Genomic DNA, 20,168 nt, shown 5'->3' with positions numbered 1-20,168 from the left:
CTGTTCGAAAAGTAGTTCGCTCAGACGAATTCCCCCGGGAACTCTTCGGGCAGGGCATCCTCGGGAACGGACCACTTCTGCTCCTTCACCCAATCACGGTAGAAGTGGTCCGCATCATATTTCCGGGCCTGATTGGTGATGTTGAATCGGCGAACCGGCCGGGAATCTGCACCAACACCAGCAATATACGCCCAGTTTCCCCAGTTCGACGAAACATCATAGTCGGTCAATAAATACTCAAACCACTGCGCCCCCCACCACCAGGGGACATGAAGATCGTGGATAAGATAACTTGCCGCACACTGCCGCCCACGGTTACTCAGTTCACCTGTCGCATACAATTCGAGCATCATGGCATCGATGAACTCCATGCCGTTTGAGGCCAGGGCCCAGGAACGAAAAGCGCCCCACAGCTCCTCGGCCTCTTTTCGGTGAGCCGCAGGGATTTGCATCGCCACATTACTGCCGGTAAAACGCCACTCTATAGAATCGACAAGCCCCGGGCTCCTCTGTTGTTTCATCCCTTGCGGAGTAAAAAGCTGTGCACCAATCTTTTTGTGGAGAAAATGAAAATAGTCCCGCCAGAGTAATTCGAACAGTAGCCAATAGGTTGAGATGTTTTTTTTCCGTTCTTTCTCATACTTCAGAATAGCCGCCCCGATCTCCGCCGCGCTGACGGCCCCCGCAGCAAGCCATTTCCCAAAGCGACTTGAATAATCTCCTGGCCCCAGACCATTTCTGGTGTATTTATAGTTTATTATGTGCTGGTCCTCGAAGATATATTGCTTCACCCGCTGTCTTGCAGGAGAAAACCTGGTTGGCAGGAAATCAGACACCTCTTGCATCCTGCTAAAGCCATATTGATGATACCCCTTTTTCTCCACCTTCTTTCGAAAGCCGCTGAAGGTCCGCGGGATTTTCCCGACCTCCATTGGCAATTCATCCGCTTGCAAAAGCGTATTTGAGGGTAACTGGTGAAATACCACCTTTGCAGGTAGGACGTTCTTCAGTTCCAGCAGGAAATCAACCTCTTCAGTCCCGGGTTGATCCGGCACCCAGACTTCGACCTCATCATAACGATCCGCCAGTTCAATAAAAATTTCCGCAGCCTTCTTTTCCGTTATCTCCAATGGCAGATTTGCCGCAGCATATTGTTTGCCCAACTCCTCAACGCACGCGTCGTAAAAATTCAGGCGATGAGCCGACACTCTTGGTATCCCCAGAAAACTTTTACCATGTTCTGCTGCCGAACACTTTGATTCAGCCGTGATCAACCCCCGTGGCGCCACCGGCATGTTATAATGCTTAATCAGGTGCTGTCGGGGGATATGAAAATCAAAATATTTCAAATGCCAGATAATGAGCAGTCGCAGCATAATTATCCTCGTATTGAACTTGGGTATCCCAGCAGTATCGTTCTCAACCTTGCTACTGAAAGTATATGATAGTTACGATGGCCAGAAAACCGTTAGAGACAAAAATCTGCCCGGTCTGTAATCGCCCCTTCTCCTGGCGAAAGAAGTGGCGGCGCAACTGGCCGGAGATCGTTTATTGCAGTGAACGCTGCAGACGTTCCGGATTCAAGAGGAAAAATGGCGATGAAAACACTTAGGCTCATTCTCGGTGACCAGCTCAACATCAACCACTCATGGTTTAATACAACCGATGATGAGATTCTCTATTGTCTTTTCGAAATGCGTCAGGAAACCGACTATGTCACTCACCACGTTCAGAAGATCATTTTCTTTTTTGCTGCCATGCGCAGCTTTGCCGAAACACTTCGTGGGCGAGGTCACCAAGTGATTTACCTGAAGCTCAATGCCAACAAGAACAAACAGGATCTGACAGAAAACATCTCCCTCCTCATCAGCACGCATAAAATCGAAAAATTCGAGTATCTCATGCCGGATGAGTACCGGCTTGACCTGCAACTCATTAAAATAACGAAATCGCTCAACATTCCTGCAGAAATGTTTGATACCGAGCATTTCCTGACCCAACGTGACGAGCTGGCCGCGTTTTTTGGTGAGAAGAATTACCTTATGGAATCCTATTACCGTGATATACGAAAACGTTTTGACATCCTGATGGATCCGGAAAACACGGGCAAACCTCTCACGGGAAAGTGGAATTACGATGTCGCTAACCGCAAAAAACTCCCTGCTGACCTCCAAATACCAGCCCCCCTTCTCTTTTCAAGAGATGTATCCGATCTGGTGAAGCTACTCGATAAAGCCGGCATAAAAACGATCGGCGAGGTTGACCAGAAAAACTTCATCTGGCCCGTGACACGTGATGAATGTCTTGAATTACTCGAGTATTTCACCGCTGAACTTCTGCCCCACTTTGGCGATTACCAGGACGCCATGAGCGAGGAATACTGGTCGTTATACCACTCGCGAATCTCGGCAGCCATGAACAGCAAACTTCTCTCCCCACTGGAGGTGGTTGAACGGGCAATTAAGGAGTGGAGTAAACGGCAGGATGAAATAGTCATTGCCCAAATTGAAGGTTTTGTGCGGCAAATCATCGGATGGCGTGAATATATGCGGGGTGTCTACTGGGCTCATATGCCGGAATTTACCGACCTCAATTATTTTGAGGCCGACCGCCAGCTCCCCTCCTGGTACTGGACAGGCAAGACCGACATGAACTGCCTGCATCATGCCATATCCCAATCACTCCAGTACGCATATGCGCATCATATCCAGCGCCTGATGATAACAGGTAACTTTGCATTACTTGCAGGCATCGCACCAGAGGAAATAGATGCCTGGTATCTTGGCATTTACATCGATGCCATCCAGTGGGTTGAGATCACCAACACCCGAGGTATGAGCCAATTCGCTGATGGTGGCATCGTCGGCACCAAACCGTACTGTTCATCCGCTAATTATATCAATAAGATGAGTTCTTACTGCACAAACTGCCGGTACCGGCACCAGGAACGCCATGGTACCAAAGCCTGCCCGTTCAACAGTCTTTACTGGCATTTTCACCACCGTCACCGCGAATTACTGGAGAACAATCCCAGGATAGGCATGGTTTACAGAACCTGGAGCAGAAAAAACAAGGATGAACAGAAGGCAATTCTCAGGCAGGCAGAGCAGTACCTTGAAGGGATCGATAAACTTTAAGAAAACAGGACCCTGCCCTTACCAAGATTCCCTGACTGACCGCCTACGCACTTTAGAATCTATTTTCTGGCAGTAAAGTTCAACACCGCTGATGGCTCAAAGACCCTGAAGGTAAAGGACTCGGTAAAATAAAGCCGTACTTTACCCGCTGTATGGCTTTCATAACCGATCGCCAGATCCTGGCCCAGAATGAGTTCGAAATCTCCGCCTCTCTGGCTCATCATAAAAGCCTGATTCTCATGCTCACCGCTTAAATAGGAACTGAGCAGCACCTGCCCGCCCAGCACGGCCTCCGCCTGCATCTTCACCGGATAGCCCTGAATATGAGAGGACATCCTGCTCCACAACTTCGGCCCCACGATAAAGCTGTACGGTCCTTCGATTGAGCGACCGCTGAATTCCGTCACTCCACCAGCAATTCCTTCCAGCAGTTGCTCTGGCTTAGAACCAATAGTTAAGCATTCCTCACCCTGGCAAAGATAGAGCCCGGTTATATTTGCTTCGGGCAAACCATGGTATATGACCTTTTCCTCAAAGAGTGCTACCTCTTTCGCCGCATCTTCCAGTGCCGAAAGATCAACATCCCTCGCACCGCGAACCACGTTATCCAGTTCAGCGATTTCCAGCTCGAAAGGCACACGCACCTCAACGATATGGTGAACCTTGCGAATACCATACTTCAGTCCACCCTTGGCTTGCTTTTTGGGATAATCGAGCCGCCCTTCCGGCACTCCTGGAAAATCGGTACCCATTGGACCGGTAACATCGAGCACCCTTCTGCCCGAGAGCATCGCGGTAAGGCTTCTGGTTGCCTGTTCATCAATCTCCGCCCACGCCTCCATGGGAATCGGGGCCAGTTCTCGTCTTAGAAAATCCATCTTGTGATCCTCGGTTATGAGTTATGGCTCGTATAACGCGGTATCCTCATCCATTGTTCGATCAGAGCTTGCCGATGCCCAAGCCTCTTGCGGTGGCTGTCATCAATGAACCACCGCCCACCGTTCTGACGCCGGCCACTTGAGGCTCTGCAAATTTACCGGCCAGTGCTTTGGGGATCTCCGGCAGGGAGACTCCCAGCAATTGCTCTTTGGCCTCTTCAAACAGGGCACCGAGGGTGGTCATTTCTTCCAGGGAAAAGAGCCTGCTTGCAAGGGGGAAGATTTCCAGCTCCTCCTCTTCCAGATGGTGCACCGTATACTCGCCCAATCCTTCTATTTTCACAGGGAATCCGGAATGATCTCGTGGAAACCCCTGGGCATCCTTGATTATCAGTTCAATTATGTGATGCTCATTGACCGCCTCGAGAGAGTCGTGTTCCGCCTCTTCAAACTGCTTGAGGAGATCATAAAAATATTTCTCTTCCATGGTGTGGTGCACAATCAGGTGATGGACGAACGTCTCAAATAGTGCAGGATCATTCTCCGCCTGCCCATACAGCGAACGCAGTGTATCGTGATGGTCAGTCAACGCTTCAACGATGTTCATACTGCCTCCTACACATGAATTTCAGGTAACTACATAATTCTGGCCCGTTATGTCTCAGGTTTCAGGTCATCTTAAAAATCTCTTATCAAAAGCTTATCTTCTTCTTTGGTCAAACTCAAATTTTACAAGCATTGCTATTGGCTTCCAAACATTGCAAGTGCAAAGGTTTTTTTCCAATAATTAAAATCTTCCAGGTAACGCCCTGAAATTGCTATTTCAAGAAAATTAATTCAGCAATGATTTTGAAGATCAATAAGAAAAATTTCTGGAATATAAGCATCCATTTTTCAACCTGTTATCAGTTCCGGAGGAACTTCAGGATATATTGGAACGCAACTCCAGTTCTTTCACTATTCGGATGACTTTTCTTGACAGGCATTCCTAAGAACCTACACTTGAGATAACCAAATGAAACGTCTCTACAGGAGTGATGTAACTCATGCTGCGCTTCTAATGGGCGGTATGCTGAGGCTCTTTTAGGTATTTGTCTATTCTGCATACCATACTCCTAACATCAGATAATTTATGGAGAATCATATGAAAAAAATCATCATCTCGACTCTTATTTTTGCACTCCTCTCTGCGGTATCTTCGTTTGCAGCACATCATGGAGACAAGAAAGATGACTCCATGAAAGATTCCATGGACATCGTGGCACTCGCTGATCACACCGGGCAGTTTACAACCCTGCTGGCAGCGGTTGAAGCAGCGGGATTGACCCCGGTACTCAAAGGTGACGGACCGTTTACCCTGATGGCTCCCACCGATGAGGCATTTGCCAAACTCCCGGCAGGGACTGTTGAGGACCTTTTAAAACCAGAAAACAAAGAAAAACTTACGGCAATATTGACGTACCATGTGGTTCCAGGCAAAGCGATGGCAGCGGATGTAGTCCAGATGAGTTCGGCCAAGACTGTTAACGGCAAGGAGTTTTCTATTAAAGTAGAAGAGGATATGGTCTACGTGGACAATGCCATGGTTACCAAGACTGACATTCCTGCTTCCAACGGGGTCATCCACATCATCGACAGCGTGCTGATTCCCGAGTAATGGTAATTAATTTGAACAGGTTTACTTCATTTTAAATTGTGGAAAGGTTACCCAAGGTAATCTTTCCACACCCTTCAGCACTTTACACCTGGCCAGTCACCAACCTCTTAAGCAGTTTATATTTCTGGACATAGCATGCAGTTCCTGTTTTAAATGCATTATGGCAAAGGGTTTAAATCACTGGTTATCCTAAGACTGTCATCTCTGCATATTCACCTACTGCAACTATGCTTACACATTTCTTTTTTCCACAAAAAATAGCCCTGCTCGGCGCCTCCAGAACCCCTGGCAAGGTCGGCCATGATATTCTCGCCAACCTGATTGCCGGCGAATTCGCCGGAGAGATCTTCCCGGTGAACCCGGCCGGCGGCGACAATCTGTTTGATTTGCCGGTCTACACCAATGTCAAGGAGATCCCCGGCAGCATAGATATGGCCATAATTGCCGTGCCCTTAGAACATCTCATCGGGGCCGCCGAACGCTCTTTGAAAAAAGGGGCACGATCCATTGTGGTCATTACCGCAGGGTTCAAGGAAACCGGCAGGGATGGCGCCATCCGGGAAGAGGAACTGGCCTTGCTGTGTAAGCGCAGCGGGGCACGGTTGCTCGGCCCCAACTGTCTGGGGCTGCTCAACACCAGTCATAAACTGAACGCAAGTTTTGCCGGTACCATGCCGATAAGCGGCAGGATAGGCATATTTTCCCAGTCCGGCGCCCTCTGCTCCTCTATTCTCGATGTAGCTGCAGACAGGCTGCTTGGCGTCTCAAAGCTTGTCAGCATCGGCAACAAAGCAGATCTCACAGAAGATGACATGCTGGATTACTTCGGCAATGACCCGGAGACAGATGTGGTAGTGGGCTATCTGGAAAATATCGTCTCAGGTGACAGCTTTATAAAAATAGCCACCCAGGCCGCTGAGAAGAAGCCGATCATCATTCTGAAGTCAGGTACCAGTGAAGTTGGCCGAAAAGCCGCTGCCAGCCATACCGGGGTGATGACCGGGGAAGACACCGCCTACGCCGCCGCCTTCAAACGCTCGGGCATCGTGCGGGCCGATACCTTTGAGGCTCTTTTCGATTTCGCCGCAGCTTTTTCCATGCAGCCGCTGCCCCGTGGCAACAGGGTGCTCATCATCAGCAACGCCGGTGGCCCCGGTACCATGGCCGCAGATGCCGTTGAACATGCCGGAATGAGGGTGGCCGAGCTGGCAAGCAACAGTGCCGCCTCCCTTAGAGGAAGGCTGCCTGTGGCCGCCAGCGTCAACAATCCCATCGACGTATTAGGTGACGCGCCACCCGAGAGGTATGCTGCCGCGCTTGAAACCGCCCTGACTGACGGCCAGGTAGACGCAGTGATTGTCGTGCTCACCCCGCAGGCCATGACCGACGCCGAGGAAACTGCCAAGACCATTGCCAGGGTCAGCGACGGTTCGAAACCGATTCTGATCACCTTCATGGGCGGAGAAGGTGTGGTGGTTGGCCGTAGCGAGCTGGCCAAAGCGAAACTCCCCAACTTCCCATCCCCTGAGCGGGCAGTGGCGGCCCTGAAGGCAATGTATGAATATGCAACCTGGCGGGCCAGACCAGCGCGGGTAGTCACCAGATTCAGGGTCAACCGACGCAGGGTCGCCCATATCATCAAGCGAAGTCGGGCCAACGCCATCTTCACCCTCAGCGAAGTGAAAACCAAAAAAATACTCGAAGCATACGGCTTCGCTATCCCCAAGGGGGCTCTGGTCAGTACCGTTGAAGAGGCACTGGAGAATGCCGATCGTATCCGCTTTCCCCTGGCCATGAAAATCGTTTCACCGGACATTCTGCACAAAGCGAGCATTGGCGGGGTACGGTTGAATATCACCACCCTGCAACAGGTGCGGGACAGCTACGACCTGATGATGCTCCGCATCTCGCAAAATGCCCCCCGGGCGCGCATTAAGGGTATCTATCTGGAGCATATGGCCGACCACGGCATTGAAGTTATCCTGGGTATGAACCGTGACCCGCAGTTCGGCCCCATGTTGACCTTTGGTCTTGGCGGCGTATTCATCGAAGTGATGAAAGATGTCACTTTTCACCTGGCACCGATCACCCACGATGAAGCCTTGCAGATGCTGACGTCTACTAAATCGTTTGCGGTGCTCGAGAAAAAACGCGGCAAAAAAGGGGTCGATATCGATATTATCGCCACCGCCCTGCAACGAATCAGCCAACTCACCACCGACTTCCCTGAAATTGTTGAACTGGAGATCAATCCCTTCTTTGTCGGCCAGTTCGGGACAGACCCCGTGGTGGCCGATGCCCGAATTCAACTGGCTCCCATATCAAAGCGCTCACGGATAACCGAGTTTAGGCAGAGGTACGTATGAACTTCGATCATAACTGGCAGGATAGCTTTCGGGCCATGGTAAAGAGCCCCAAAAAAGCGCTTCGTAATGTTCGATCCGGACAACGGGTCTTTATCGGTACCGGCTGCGCTGAACCGACTGTGCTGGTGGACGCTCTGGTGGCACGGGCTGACGATCTGGCCGATGTGGAAATTATCCAGCTCTTCACCAAAGGCGATGCCCCGTATGCACGTGACGAGTTCAGTGACACGTTTCGTATCAACTCATTTTTCATCGGCCAGAATGTCCGAAGCCTGATCCAGGAAGGCATGGGCGATTACACACCGATGCTGCTCTCCGATATTCCGCAGTTGTTCAATTCGGGAAGGTTGCCGATCGATGTGGCGCTTATCCAGGTTAGCCCGCCGAACCAGCAAGGGATGGTAAGCCTCGGCATCTCCGTCGATATAGTCAAAAGCGCTATAGAAAATGCCTCGCTGGTCATAGCACAGGTCAATCCACGGATGCCATGCAGCCTTGGCGACTCCCAGGTCGATGTCGATGATCTGGATATTCTGGTCCCGGTGGATGTGCCGATACTCGAACGGGAAGTAGAGCCGGTGCACCCGATCAGCCGGGAAATTGGCCGAAGGGTGGCTGAACTGATACCTGACGGTGCCACCATTGAGTTCGGCTTTGGCCGACTGGATGATTACGGCCGCGTCCCCCACGCCACCATTGAGTTTCTCCACCACAAGAAGGATCTCGGTGTCCACAGCGAAATGATCACCGATACGATCCTCGAGCTGGTGAAATCAGGCGCAGTGACAGGTAGCCGCAAGAGCAGCGACAGGGGCCGAATCGTCACCAGTTTCTGTCTCGGCACCCGTAAACTCTACGATGCCATCGACAACAACGAAACCTTCAGTTTCAGGCCGACGGAGTATGTCAACGATAGCAGGATCATCAGTCAGCAGAAAAAGATGATCGCCATCAATCCTGCCCGGGAAATAGATCTTACCGGCCAGATCGCCGCCGACTCCCAGCAGGGTCAACTCTACTCCGGCATCGGTGGATTGATCGACTTTAACCGTGGCGCCTCCCGCTGCCGCGATGGTAAATCTATCATCACCCTGCCCTCCACCGACCCCCAGGTAACCAGATCCAACATCGTGCCCCATTTGAGTGAGGGGTCTGGCGTGGTGGTGACGAGGGGCGATGTCCACTATGTGGTTACCGAATATGGTGTCGCCTACCTCCATGGCAAGTCAATCCAGGAACGGGTTATGGCACTGATCTCCATAGCCCATCCTGATTTCAGGGAAAAGCTGTTTCAGCAGGCCATCGAAGCCCACTTTCTGCGCCCGGAATTCTCGGAGATTGGCCACGCCTTTTTCATCCCAACCGACAAGAATCTGCGGACTACCAGACTGCTCCCGGACGGCAGCCAGATCGACCTGCGCCCTGTTGAGCCTACGGATGAATCCGGTATGCGCGATCTGCTCTACAACCTCTCAGAACAGACAGTCTATCACCGCTTCATGAGCAGGCAGGCCAACTTCTCCCTGCAGCAGATCCACCAGTTTGTCTACGTCAACCATCGTCACGAAACCACCGTGGTCGCATCCATTCCCGAGGCGTATGGCGAGCACCTCATAGGCGTTGGCAAATATCTGCTGCCCGAGAAAGGCAGCAGGGCCGAGATCACCCTTGTGGTCCGCGACACATGGCAAAACAAGGGTGTCGGCACCATGCTCTACGAGTATCTGGCCGAGCTGGCTATCGCCAATGGCATAATAGGCTTTACAGCCAAAGTGCTGCGTGAAAATCAGCGAATGCAGATCATATTCAACCATTCCGGCCACAAGGTTACCAGCAGTTTCAATCAGGGCATGTATGACTTTGTCATAGATTTCTAACCCGAATTTATAATGAGCATTTGGATGTTTTTTCAGTGATGCTGGCACTGCAAACCGCTCAAGGTAATGGCACGATGAGCAAACCACTATAATGGTTCCGGGCTATATCCTGAAGAGTATACATTCAGACACCGTTGGCTCTCCATGACTCGCTGCAATCCCCCCGGACAAAGCGAATCAGATGCACACCTCTATGCCCGTGCCAATTTGCCCGGCTTTCCGGACTTTTTCCGCAAGAGCGTAGCAGGATTGCTGATGAGGACAGGTTAATGGCTTGCATTTTCGCTTTTTTTCTATATCATGAGCGGTTCCAGTAGAAAATCAGTTATAATCCTACCGAACTCCTTCGGAATACCCACCAATCATCAAACGAGGAACTTTGCAGATGGGGAGATCAATAGAAATTTACGATACCACCCTTCGTGACGGCACCCAGGCGGAAAACTTCAATCTTTCGGTTGAGGACAAGATTCGAATTACCCAGGCGCTCGATAAACTCGGTATCGATTTCATTGAAGGCGGCTGGCCCGGTTCCAACCCGGTTTCCGCCGAGTATTTCGCCCAAATGCGTAAGATCAAGCTGAACCACGCCAAACTGGCTGCGTTCGGCTCAACCCGCCACTTCAAGAATGCCCCTGAAGATGATCCGAACCTGCAGGCTCTCCTCGATGCCAAGCCGCAGGCGATCACCATTTTCGGTAAAAGCTGGGACATCCACGTCACCGAGGCGCTGAAGATCGAACTGGCGGATAATCTGCAGATCATCAAGGACACCCTGGCCTACCTGCACCCCCAGGTTGAACACCTTATCTACGATGCCGAGCACTTTTTCGACGGCTATAAAAATAATGAAGAGTATGCACTCGCCACCCTGGTCAAGGCGGCTGAAGGAGGCGCTGAAACATTGGTACTCTGCGACACCAATGGCGGCACCCTTCCCCAGGAGGTCGGCCCGATCGTTCAGCATGTCAAAAAACATATTGAAGATCATGGCCACAGGGTAAAAATCGGCATCCACTCCCATAACGATTCGGAATCAGCCGTGGCCAACGCCCTTCTCGCCCTTGATTGCGGGGCTGACCATGTACAGGGCACCATTAACGGTTTTGGCGAGCGCTGCGGTAACGCCAACCTCACCTCGATCATCCCGGCCATAATTTTCAAAATGGGCCTCGATTGCGGGGTGCAGCGTAATATCGACCAACTCTACTCAACCTCAAGACTGGTGAACGAGTTGGCCAATCTCCCCCACAACCGGTACCAGCCATATGTAGGTGAGTCGGCCTTTGCTCATAAGGGCGGTATCCATGTCAGCGCGGTCAAACGCAATCCGACAACCTATGAGCATATTGCCCCTGATAAAGTCGGAAATATCCGCCGCATCCTGATCTCTGATCAGGCCGGCCGCTCCAACATCCTGCATAAGGCCAATCTCTGGGGGCTGAAAATTGCGCCCAACGATCCCGTTCTGAACGCCATCATCAGCGAGCTGAAAGACCTTGAAAACAAAGGATTTTCCTTTGAGGGCGCTGAAGCGAGTTTCGAAATTCTGATGCGCAGGGCCATGGGCCTGCAACGCAACTACTTCAAGTTCGAAACCTTCAGGGTTATGAACCACAAGTACCGCATGGATAAACCGCCGCTCACCGAGGCGACCATCCGCCTTTTCGTGGGAGGTGACGAGGTCCACACCGCCGCCATGGGCGATGGCCCGGTTAACGCGCTTGATAATGCAATCCGCAAGGCGCTGGTGCGCTTTTATCCCTGCCTGGAGGAGATGCAACTCGCCGACTACAAGGTCCGTGTTCTCACCGGCGAGCATGGCACCGAAGCCAAGGTTCGCGTTCTGGTGGAAAGTACCGATGGGCATTGCAGTTGGTCAACTGTCGGTGTCTCTGTTAATATAATAGAAGCAAGCTGGCAGGCTCTGGTTGACAGTATCAACTATAAGCTGATGAAAGAGGATAACCGCAAGTAGTTTTCCTGCCCTCCGGGTTGTCTTCTCTCACTTCACTGGGGTGATGGAGACCATTATGGAAGACAAGATTCGCCTGGGAGTAAGTTCATGCCTGTTGGGTAATCTGGTACGCTTTGATGGCGGCCACCAACATGATCGCTATATAACCGGAACTCTTGGCAACTATGTGGACTTTGTGCCGGTATGTCCGGAAGTGGAATGCGGTATGTCTATCCCAAGGGAGGCGATGCGGCTGGTCGGTGAGGCTGAAAGTCCCCGCCTGGTCACCTCCCGCTCCAATGTTGACATGACAGACCAGATGCTGAGCTGGATCCCCCAGGAGCTGGAAAAACTCGAAGCTGAAGATCTGGATGGCTTTATCTTCAAGAACCGCTCACCGAGCAGCGGCATGGAGAGGGTCAAAGTCTACCCTGCCAGTGGCAAAGGTATGGCCGAAAAGAAAGGAGTGGGCATCTTTGCCCGCGCCTTCATGGAGCATTTCCCCAACCTGCCGGTGGAAGAGGATGGGCGATTGCACGACCTCATCCTGCGTGAAAATTTCATCGAGAGAATCTTCGTTCATCGAAGATGGCGAAGGCTGCTCGCCGAAAAGAAGACTGTCGGCGGCCTGGTGGAATTCCACACCAGGCACAAGTTACTTATCATGGCCCATGGCGAGAAGATTTACAGGGAAATGGGGCCGCTGGTGGCCAAGGCTAAGCAGATTCCCGCCGATGAACTCTACCAGAGATACGAGCAACTGTTGATGAGCGCACTCAAACTGCGCTGCACCCTGAAAAACCACAGTAATGTACTGATGCATCTGCTAGGGTATTTCAAAAAGAATCTGAGCGCGGATGAAAAGCAGGAAGTGCTGGAAATCATCGACCAGTACAGGGCTGGCCTGGTACCCCTCATTGTGCCGATAACCCTGATAAACCACTATGTCCGCAAATACAATCAGGAGTATCTGGCCGAGCAATATTACCTGAACCCACACCCCATTGAGCTGAAACTCCGTAATCACGCCTGAAAAATCCGCGTCATTACCGCTACGACACACGACCTGTTTTTTCTTTTTCCCCCTGAAGTTCCGCTTCACGTGGCTAAGAGAAGGAGCCAGGGGGGAATCTGATTATTTTTCCGGGCTATCTGTGTCCCTGTCGACAATCACCAGCCCCAGATAGCCGTCCACCGTGACCATATCACCTGTACGTATATAACGCAGAACAGCTGACACACCGGTAACGCACGGGATTCCATACTCCCTTGCGATGATGGCTCCGTGGATAAGCATCCCTCCCCGTCGCTCCACGATCCCCAGGGCCAGCGGTGCCAGAAACGTCATATTGGGATCAATGCTGTCCACGACCAGCACCTCGCCAACCTTGAATTCCGGCATCTGCTCCGGTCGCTCTATGACTCTGGCTCTACCACGGCAAAAGCCGCGTGACGCAGGCTGGCCTTGCAGTTGCCTGGCCCGGATCAAAGGCCCCGTCTCTTTTGCCAATCTAATTTTGCTGCTTTCTTCTGCTTTTTCAGGCTTTTTCCCAGCCGGCCTGATCAACTCCACCTGTTCACCGGCAAGGAGGGCGGCAATTTCTTCCGGAGTTGCCAGGATCTCTGCCATTCCTCTGGTGGCAAGTCGACTGCGGCCTTCTGCTACTGCCAGGGAAAGTTGCTGCTCAATCTTGCCCATATAGATATTGTCGTCATCGCGCATCCGGTAACTTGCCCTGGCCAGCGAGAGCAGTTGCTCACCATCAATGTTCAAGGTCGTCTCCCCGATTTTTGAGAGAAATTGATTCTCAAGGTTCCTCCGGGTTGATGCGCGATCATCAATTTTATCGTTTTCAAGCGTGGCATATTGCAAAATAACTTTCACCAGATTGTCCCGCGAGTCTCTGCTGCCGATGTTTTGCTGAATAAAAAAATTACCGAAGATGCTTTCCACCTTTTCAAGTTCGCTGCAAAAGCGTTCGTCTTCTATCCCTGCAAATCCTCCAGTATTGAACTGGCTCTGAATCTGCGGATGGGCACGAACCATACTTGCCAGCTTTTTCAGCATGGCATTTCTTTTGGTACTGAGCATCTCCTCGCCACTCAGCAGGGAGACAAACAGATATGGGTCTGCCGGCGCCATCACCTCGTTGAATATTTCCCCAAAAAGGCGAATTCCGTGAGCAAAGGGAATGCAGTCATCCCAATAGCGTTTACTCCAATAGGATACCCGCTCAAACCTGTGCCTGATTATCCCGGCAAGTTCATTATCAGAGCTGCCAGGCAGGTTAACAGCAGCCATTTCTCTCCAATCATCTTCCATTTGAGGCAACATCTGTTTTTCAATTACCTGCCATAGCCCCTGGAGATTCTGAAAACTCCTGTGAAGGCTCAGATACCACGCCCTTCGATCGGTTCTGTCGTCAGAAATAGCCGTAATGGGCCTTGCCTGGAGAATATACAACTGGCCTTCTACCCGGCACCACTCTATGTCCAAAGGTGTTTCGAACGTTTTTTCAAGCCGATCCATGGCCTGAACCAGGATCTCTAATCCCTCAATGTCCAGTGGTTTTTGCTCAGCCAACTCCGGCGGCAACACCGCAATTTCAACTCCTTCCCTCTCGCTCTGGTCAGCTATGACATATTTTTCCCTCTTCTCAGGGGGAATATGGGCAACGAGGCTATAATCCTCCCGGTTGACCTGGAACCTGTCCGGCGGTACCTCACCATCGACCAGTCCCTGGTTCAGACCATGGACCGCCTCGATTACCATACGGTTGCTATCCATCGGATCATGGGTAAAGCCCACGCCCGCACATGAACTTGGCAATAACTCCTGAATGACAATGGCCATGGCGCTGGAGCCCACAGCCAACTGCAACTCCTGGCGGTAGAGTAAAGCCTTATCAGACCAGAGAGAGGCCCACACTTTTCGTATAGCCCGCTCTAACTGGTCCTGGGAGCGTATATTCAGATACGATTCATGAAGGCCTGCAAATGATGCTGTGCTGCCATCTTCCTCCGTGGCCGAAGAGCGCACGGCCAGTGGAACCTCTCCAAACTCAGTTCGAACGAAATCGTGTATAGTTGAAGCAAGTGTACGCGGCAAACTGGTGGCCAGGAAAAATTGACGGATACGCAACGAAATGTCCCAGATCTCCTCCCAGCGCATGTCACTGAACTCCTTGGTGTTCAGCTCCATCTGTATTTTTTCGCTTAAACGATTAATCTCCAGAAACTCCTTATATGCTGCCGTGGTAAGACAGGCAGTTTTCGGCAACAGCTCTCCGGCATTAAGCAGCTTTGCCAGCGCCAGAGCTTTGCCGCCCACATCTTTTGCGAATAACTGATCTTTGGTATCAAGCAAAAATATCTGTTTCATCACTTAAGTGCAGCTCCATAACATTCTGAAATCGATTGACTATCAGATAATGACGAACTTTTATCAACAACATCGTGGTACTTGGAGCTTCTACAAACCGTTCCAGATATGGGTGGTGACGGAGATAGAGGCTTTGATAGGTCTGCTGCTCCTCCTCAGACAATTTTACCACCTCACCAATTACCGTTACCGCAGCCGCTGCATGAAAATCCTTTTCAGTATTCGACCGGGTATCGATAAGTAAAGAGACCCGGGACTGCTCAAGCAGATTGGTGTGTTTTCTGGTCGCACGTCCTGTCGCCACCACTATCCTGGTCAGGTCCGGAGTATGGGCAAAGGCCATGAGGCTTGTATAAGGCTGCCCGTTGCGCTGGGTGGCCAGCACTCCCAGCTGCTGACTCTCCAGAACCTGAATTATTCTCTCACGTACATCCGTTTCTCCTGATTGCATCCGCTCTCCCCCTTGAAAAGATGTCAGCCCTGATCATTTCAATTGTACAAAGAACTCCACAGAAGGGACAGATATTTGTCAGGCATCTTTGGTGGCGGTTGGTCATAAGTCGTGCAATGACAGCTCCACCGGTGATCGCTGCTCCCCCCACCTACCCTCATGCTCTTGTTATGCCACTGGAGGAATCAACTATGACTAAACCTGAAAAGATAAATGCATGGATGGCAGCCAGATCATTGGCACTAAAAGATGGTCATTGTTCAGGGCCCCGTCTTCGAAAACCGGCTCGCAGTTGTAAGGTCTAATCGGTGCAGGCAACTTTATCGTTAAGAGATGTACAGATAAAGTTATCCTACGCCTGGTAACCAAATTGCAATTTTGCTTAGAGGGATGATGTTGGCAAAGGCGGCTTCGATCATGGGAGTTACTATAACAACAGGTGATTCGATGCTTGTGGGGCGGAGACTCTTCAACCACCCGCATTTTTCGAACGACGTGTTACAGTTGACCGTTGGGCTGGCGAAGTTCGTACCCAGGTATTTTCTACCTGGGTGCTCATCTCCCCCAGTGGATTCCCTCTCTACCTTTCCCTAAGCCGCTTACTCTATGGTGTAGAAGGGGCAAACGAACGCGGGATCGGGATCCACGGCGCACCTGTAGTATTGCCTGAAAGCTTCAACCGGCTCGGCAAAACCACCCGTGATATTGATCATAATATCACCTTCTGAATAGTAGTCCCTCTGATAATACGCCTGACTTTCTTTGGGGCGGAATTTGATGATCGACATGCCTTTAGCAGTATAGGGCACTCCGTTGAAATAACCGGTCATCGTCCAGGCAGCCGTGTATGTGTCATCAATGCAAATCTCGTCTTCAACCGTAGTGACTAGATTGGGGGAACTCGTAAACAATCTCGAGAGGAATTCCGTCATCTCATCGATGCCCTGGATTGTTACAATCGGATCATGGTATTCAATGTCATTGGTGTAATAGGGCACTACGGTTGACCAATTCACGGAATCCACTTCGACGAGCGCACGTCCATTTTCCAGTCGCATACGATTGAGTTGACTCGAATTACTTTCCGCACTGGCCATCATAGGCAAAAGCATGATGCAAGCGAGCACTGCGGACGTTCTGATGAAAGTCTTCATTTTTTGCCTCCCACTTCTTGTGGTGATGAATTTTAAGTAATTGTGTTCTTCTAGGCACCATAAAAAAATGGCATCTTCAAGCAAGAGCTACCTCGTGTTGAAAAGTACCCCTGCTCCCTGTTAAGACCCATGGAGTTCATTAACCTACCTTGCAACAGGTTTGGCTTTATCAAAATTGGAAAACCTTAATTGTAGTTGAATTCATGGTACCTCTGGGCTCTGAACCATGTCAATGAGACACGGTGGTACACCATAAGGCTGGCGATAGAAGTCCATTACCAATAGTTACGCTTTTAAGTAAAACTGCTAATTGACACTTTTCCCGTAAATCTCAGGTTTCCTTTTATCGACACTACGGTAGGTTCGATCTAACCTCCCTGGATGTTAATATCAGATCGAATCATGGAGAAACCACTTGCCAAGCCGCCACGCCGCGCGCCGCTCGCCTCACCAGTTACGCTCCATCTTCTCTTCAGAAATTTTCAGAAACATGTTATGAATTGAGTCTGATTCCTTAACCTTAATACTCCTAACCATTCAACCTTGCCAACATCATGACAGAGAGTAAAGACCAGGAAGAACCCACCCCAATTGTATCCTCAGAGCATCTCGCCTCCCCTGACAGCTGGCAGCTCAGTGAGTTTGAATATGGCATGATCATCTCATATAACGCCTTCGCCCGCTGGATGATGCGCTGCATGAGCGCCGCCGGATATGTGGATTTCAGTCCGTTGGATATCCTGGTGCTCCACAACGTCAATCACCGTAAACGCGAAAAGCGATTGATAGATATTTGCTTCGTGCTCCATGTCGAGGATCATCACACGGTGAATTACTCGCTCAAAAAACTGGTTAAGGCAGGTCTGGTAGGCCGGGAGAAACGAGGGAAGGAGATTTTTTATTTTGCCACTGAAGAAGGCGATGCCGCGTGCGCGCAGTATAGAAAAATTCGGGAGAAATGTCTCACCTCGACGTACCGGGCAATGGATCAGGAAAATGATGAGATGAGTCAGGCCGCAGCGCTGCTACGCCTGATGTCCGGCATTTACGATCAGGCTTCCAGGGCTGCTTCTTCATTGTAAAGATCAGCAGGTCAGCACTATCCCCCACTCCTGTATCAGCCTGGTATACCAGTGATCTCCTAATGATCGAAGATACCGAAAAGCTGAGTCAAAAATGCCTGCGACTTGTTACTTCCGAAAAGGAAACTGCCAGTTTTCTTGGAGGAAGACCACTGGTACGTTCGTCAATCAATTGGCCTCGCAAAAACAATAAGCCTCTCGGATTTATAGCTCAATTGGATCTTGGCGAACTGAACCGTGAAAAAGTTGTTGATTGGCTGCCGGACAGCGGTCGATTATTGTTTTTCTATGAGCTTGACCAGTGGCCCTGGGGATTCGACCCCTATGATCGAGGCGGCTGGGCTATATTGTATGAGAATGGTGCTCAAGACCTTCATCATCAGGAATTGCCAAATGACCTGAATGACGACCAGAGCGCACCATCTATTAAATACCTCATGTCAGAAATTCTTGTCAGTTACCCACATGGCCAGAGAGTTGACTTTGCAGAAGCAGGTCTGTCTGAGGATGACGATGACGACTACTTTGAATTCATTGAAGAGCACTACGGAGATAAACCTCGTCATCAAATCGGTGGCTATCCATCACCTATCCAGGATGACAACATGGAAGAAGAATGCCAACTCGTAAGCGGTGGCGTAGATTGCGGTTCACCCGAGGGATACACTTCCCAAAAGGCTATGCATCTACTTGGACAGGAAAATGACTGGCGACTGATTTTTCAGTTTGACTCCGATGATGATATAGGAGTTATGTGGGGTGACCTGGGAATGCTCTACTTCTGGGTCAGAGAGCGAGAAGCGAGGGCGTGCAATTTCTCTAATACCTGGATGATCTTGCAATGCAGCTAACCGGAAAAATTTAATTTCCCGGTTAAATCCAGGTTTGCACCCCACCCACTCCAGAGCCATTCTCCTCAGCGCCCCATCATATCAGGCAGGATCGTGACAATCTCCGGGACAACCACAATTATGCCCAACGCCAGCAGAAGCAGCAGGAAAAACGGTAAGGCTGCAACCGCAACCCGTAGGATATTCATCCCGGTCTGCCCCTGAATCACGAACAGGTTGAAACCGACGGGAGGGGTAATCTGGGACATTTCCACCACGATCACCACAAAAATACCGAACCAGAGCGGATCGATTCCAGCCTGCTCCACCATGGGCATAATCACCGATGTGGTTAACACCACCACCGAGATGCCATCCAGAAAACAGCCAAGGACGATGAAAAAGATAGTCAGCGCTCCCAGCAGGGCATAGGGCGACAGGCCCATGGTACCGATCCAGCTTGCCAGCATTTTCGGTATACCCGTAAAACCCATGGCAACCGTAAGAAAGGCAGCACCCGCCAGAATAAAAGCGATCATGCATGAAGTTCTGGTGGCACCGAGCAAGCCATCAAAAAACGTCTGTTTACTCAAGGTTCCCGAGTGCCACGAGAGAACCAGCGCCAGCACCACCCCGACCGCAGCAGCATCAGTTGGCGAGGCAATGCCGGAGTAGATGGAGCCGATGACCCCGCCAATCAGCAGCACCACTGGGATCAAGCCTTTCGACCGTCTGAACTTCTCTGCCAACGGCAGGTCTGCTTCACACTCTCCGACCGGGATGGCCTGACGGTTGAGCAGCGACCAGGTAGCCACATAACCAATAAAAAGTGCCACCAGCATCAAACCGGGCAGGAGCCCTGCAATAAAAAGTCGGGCTATGGACTGTTCCGTCGCGACCCCGTACACAATCAGGATAATGGATGGTGGGATCAACAGGCCAAGGGTTGCTGAACCTGCCAGGGTGCCGATAATCATCTTCTCGGGATAGCCGCGCCTTGAAAGCTCCGGGATAGACATCTTGCCGATGGTGGCGGCAGTAGCGGCGGATGACCCGGAGACTGCTGCAAAGATTCCACAGCCGAGAATATTGACATGAAGCAATCTGCCCGGAAGTTTTGACAACCAGGGGGACAGGCCACTAAACATATCCTCTGACAATCTGGAACGAAAAAGAATCTCACCCATCCAGATAAAAAGCGGTAATGCGGCCAGTGCCCAGCTGTTCGACGCACCCCAGACCGTTGTGGCCAGCACCTCACCGACGGGTGCCTCCGTGAATATTGCCATGCCGGTCATACCGACCGCCAGCAGCGAGAAAGCAACCCAGATGCCGCTGCCCAGAAGCGCAAAAAGTACCAGCAGCAACAACACAATCATCGATAATTCCGACATAAC

16 protein-coding genes are annotated in these 20,168 nt (G+C 50.9%); 9 read left to right on the top strand and 7 right to left on the bottom strand.

Going from position 1 to position 20,168, the window contains the following annotated elements; all coding sequences use genetic code 11:
- Positions 1 to 20: 20 nt before the first annotated feature.
- Positions 21 to 1,376, bottom strand: a complete 1,356-nt coding sequence (locus ACN5NT_RS18735) for an FAD-binding domain-containing protein (protein ID WP_419176449.1) — start codon at positions 1,374 to 1,376, stop codon at positions 21 to 23.
- Between the two features lie 65 nt (positions 1,377 to 1,441).
- On the opposite strand from ACN5NT_RS18735, the gene ACN5NT_RS18730 reads away from it, so the two are divergent.
- Together ACN5NT_RS18730 and ACN5NT_RS18725 are read left to right on the top strand one after the other, a co-directional pair.
- Positions 1,442 to 1,612, top strand: a complete 171-nt coding sequence (locus tag ACN5NT_RS18730) for a DUF2256 domain-containing protein (protein ID WP_136797091.1) — start codon at positions 1,442 to 1,444, stop codon at positions 1,610 to 1,612.
- Positions 1,599 to 3,137: a cryptochrome/photolyase family protein gene (locus tag ACN5NT_RS18725; protein WP_419176448.1), complete on the top strand. Its 1,539-nt coding sequence runs from the start codon at positions 1,599 to 1,601 to the stop codon at positions 3,135 to 3,137. Before ACN5NT_RS18730 ends, ACN5NT_RS18725 begins: the two co-directional genes overlap by 14 nt.
- Positions 3,138 to 3,196: 59 nt before the next feature.
- On the opposite strand, the gene ACN5NT_RS18720 is transcribed toward ACN5NT_RS18725, so the two are convergent.
- Complete coding sequence (locus ACN5NT_RS18720) at positions 3,197 to 4,015, bottom strand: family 1 encapsulin nanocompartment shell protein (RefSeq protein ID WP_136797093.1); 819 nt, start codon at positions 4,013 to 4,015, stop codon at positions 3,197 to 3,199.
- Positions 4,016 to 4,076: 61 nt separating this feature from the next.
- Positions 4,077 to 4,622, bottom strand: coding sequence for a hemerythrin domain-containing protein (locus tag ACN5NT_RS18715; protein ID WP_419176447.1), 546 nt, complete (start codon positions 4,620 to 4,622; stop codon positions 4,077 to 4,079).
- Between the two features lie 537 nt (positions 4,623 to 5,159).
- Between ACN5NT_RS18715 and ACN5NT_RS18710 the strand changes: the two genes are divergently transcribed.
- The 5 genes from ACN5NT_RS18710 to ACN5NT_RS18690 all read left to right on the top strand — a co-directional run bounded on the left by ACN5NT_RS18710 (position 5,160) and on the right by ACN5NT_RS18690 (position 12,905).
- Positions 5,160 to 5,672 (top strand): fasciclin domain-containing protein, encoded by a 513-nt coding sequence (locus ACN5NT_RS18710; RefSeq protein WP_419176446.1) that lies wholly within the window; start codon positions 5,160 to 5,162, stop codon positions 5,670 to 5,672.
- A gap of 227 nt (positions 5,673 to 5,899) precedes the next feature.
- On the top strand, positions 5,900 to 8,038 hold the full coding sequence (locus tag ACN5NT_RS18705; protein ID WP_136797096.1) for an acetate--CoA ligase family protein: 2,139 nt from the start codon (positions 5,900 to 5,902) through the stop codon (positions 8,036 to 8,038).
- Positions 8,035 to 9,915 carry a GNAT family N-acetyltransferase gene (locus ACN5NT_RS18700; protein WP_419176445.1) on the top strand — a complete coding sequence of 627 codons (1,881 nt, stop codon included), beginning with the start codon at positions 8,035 to 8,037 and terminating at the stop codon, positions 9,913 to 9,915. Before ACN5NT_RS18705 ends, ACN5NT_RS18700 begins: the two co-directional genes overlap by 4 nt.
- 385 nt (positions 9,916 to 10,300) lie before the next feature.
- Positions 10,301 to 11,893 (top strand): citramalate synthase, encoded by a 1,593-nt coding sequence (gene cimA / locus ACN5NT_RS18695; RefSeq protein ID WP_419176444.1) that lies wholly within the window; start codon positions 10,301 to 10,303, stop codon positions 11,891 to 11,893.
- A gap of 55 nt (positions 11,894 to 11,948) precedes the next feature.
- Positions 11,949 to 12,905 carry a YbgA family protein gene (locus tag ACN5NT_RS18690; RefSeq protein ID WP_419176443.1) on the top strand — a complete coding sequence of 319 codons (957 nt, stop codon included), beginning with the start codon at positions 11,949 to 11,951 and terminating at the stop codon, positions 12,903 to 12,905.
- A 102-nt stretch (positions 12,906 to 13,007) separates the two neighbouring features.
- On the opposite strand, the gene ACN5NT_RS18685 is transcribed toward ACN5NT_RS18690, so the two are convergent.
- From ACN5NT_RS18685 to ACN5NT_RS18675, 3 genes are all read right to left on the bottom strand, one after another.
- On the bottom strand, positions 13,008 to 15,254 hold the full coding sequence (locus ACN5NT_RS18685; RefSeq protein ID WP_419176442.1) for a PEP/pyruvate-binding domain-containing protein: 2,247 nt from the start codon (positions 15,252 to 15,254) through the stop codon (positions 13,008 to 13,010).
- Positions 15,232 to 15,705, bottom strand: coding sequence for a pyridoxamine 5'-phosphate oxidase family protein (locus ACN5NT_RS18680; RefSeq protein WP_419176441.1), 474 nt, complete (start codon positions 15,703 to 15,705; stop codon positions 15,232 to 15,234). The genes ACN5NT_RS18685 and ACN5NT_RS18680 overlap by 23 nt, the downstream gene beginning before the upstream one ends.
- Positions 15,706 to 16,304: 599 nt before the next feature.
- The gene (locus tag ACN5NT_RS18675) at positions 16,305 to 16,859 is read right to left on the bottom strand and encodes a nuclear transport factor 2 family protein (RefSeq protein ID WP_136797102.1); all 555 of its coding nucleotides are present in this window, start codon (positions 16,857 to 16,859) and stop codon (positions 16,305 to 16,307) included.
- 554 nt (positions 16,860 to 17,413) lie between these two features.
- On the opposite strand from ACN5NT_RS18675, the gene ACN5NT_RS18670 reads away from it, so the two are divergent.
- Together ACN5NT_RS18670 and ACN5NT_RS18665 are read left to right on the top strand one after the other, a co-directional pair.
- On the top strand, positions 17,414 to 17,941 hold the full coding sequence (locus tag ACN5NT_RS18670; RefSeq protein WP_419176440.1) for a winged helix DNA-binding protein: 528 nt from the start codon (positions 17,414 to 17,416) through the stop codon (positions 17,939 to 17,941).
- Between the two features lie 62 nt (positions 17,942 to 18,003).
- A complete protein-coding gene (locus tag ACN5NT_RS18665) occupies positions 18,004 to 18,792 on the top strand; it encodes a YwqG family protein (RefSeq protein ID WP_419176439.1) in 789 nt (262 codons plus the stop codon).
- Positions 18,793 to 18,857: 65 nt separating this feature from the next.
- On the opposite strand, the gene ACN5NT_RS18660 is transcribed toward ACN5NT_RS18665, so the two are convergent.
- On the bottom strand, positions 18,858 to 20,165 hold the full coding sequence (locus ACN5NT_RS18660; protein ID WP_419176438.1) for a TRAP transporter large permease: 1,308 nt from the start codon (positions 20,163 to 20,165) through the stop codon (positions 18,858 to 18,860).
- Positions 20,166 to 20,168 lie beyond the last annotated feature (3 nt).

The organism is Desulfosediminicola sp. (assembly GCF_048381775.1).
Classification (GTDB): Bacteria; Desulfobacterota; Desulfobulbia; order Desulfobulbales; family Desulfocapsaceae; genus Desulfopila; species Desulfopila ganghwensis.
This window is presented reverse-complemented; position numbering and strand designations above follow the sequence as displayed.

Coding starts and splice junctions, on each gene's coding strand:
- ACN5NT_RS18725 (WP_419176448.1), top strand. CDS start 1,599: ATGAAAACACTTAGGCTCATTCTCGGTGACCAGCTCAACATCAACCAC.
- ACN5NT_RS18690 (WP_419176443.1), top strand. CDS start 11,949: ATGGAAGACAAGATTCGCCTGGGAGTAAGTTCATGCCTGTTGGGTAAT.
- cimA (WP_419176444.1), top strand. CDS start 10,301: ATGGGGAGATCAATAGAAATTTACGATACCACCCTTCGTGACGGCACC.
- ACN5NT_RS18680 (WP_419176441.1), bottom strand. CDS start 15,705: ATGCAATCAGGAGAAACGGATGTACGTGAGAGAATAATTCAGGTTCTG.
- ACN5NT_RS18705 (WP_136797096.1), top strand. CDS start 5,900: ATGCTTACACATTTCTTTTTTCCACAAAAAATAGCCCTGCTCGGCGCC.
- ACN5NT_RS18665 (WP_419176439.1), top strand. CDS start 18,004: ATGATCGAAGATACCGAAAAGCTGAGTCAAAAATGCCTGCGACTTGTT.
- ACN5NT_RS18675 (WP_136797102.1), bottom strand. CDS start 16,859: ATGAAGACTTTCATCAGAACGTCCGCAGTGCTCGCTTGCATCATGCTT.
- ACN5NT_RS18685 (WP_419176442.1), bottom strand. CDS start 15,254: ATGAAACAGATATTTTTGCTTGATACCAAAGATCAGTTATTCGCAAAA.
- ACN5NT_RS18715 (WP_419176447.1), bottom strand. CDS start 4,622: ATGAACATCGTTGAAGCGTTGACTGACCATCACGATACACTGCGTTCG.
- ACN5NT_RS18735 (WP_419176449.1), bottom strand. CDS start 1,376: ATGCTGCGACTGCTCATTATCTGGCATTTGAAATATTTTGATTTTCAT.
- ACN5NT_RS18660 (WP_419176438.1), bottom strand. CDS start 20,165: ATGTCGGAATTATCGATGATTGTGTTGTTGCTGCTGGTACTTTTTGCG.
- ACN5NT_RS18720 (WP_136797093.1), bottom strand. CDS start 4,015: ATGGATTTTCTAAGACGAGAACTGGCCCCGATTCCCATGGAGGCGTGG.
- ACN5NT_RS18670 (WP_419176440.1), top strand. CDS start 17,414: ATGACAGAGAGTAAAGACCAGGAAGAACCCACCCCAATTGTATCCTCA.
- ACN5NT_RS18730 (WP_136797091.1), top strand. CDS start 1,442: ATGATAGTTACGATGGCCAGAAAACCGTTAGAGACAAAAATCTGCCCG.
- ACN5NT_RS18710 (WP_419176446.1), top strand. CDS start 5,160: ATGAAAAAAATCATCATCTCGACTCTTATTTTTGCACTCCTCTCTGCG.
- ACN5NT_RS18700 (WP_419176445.1), top strand. CDS start 8,035: ATGAACTTCGATCATAACTGGCAGGATAGCTTTCGGGCCATGGTAAAG.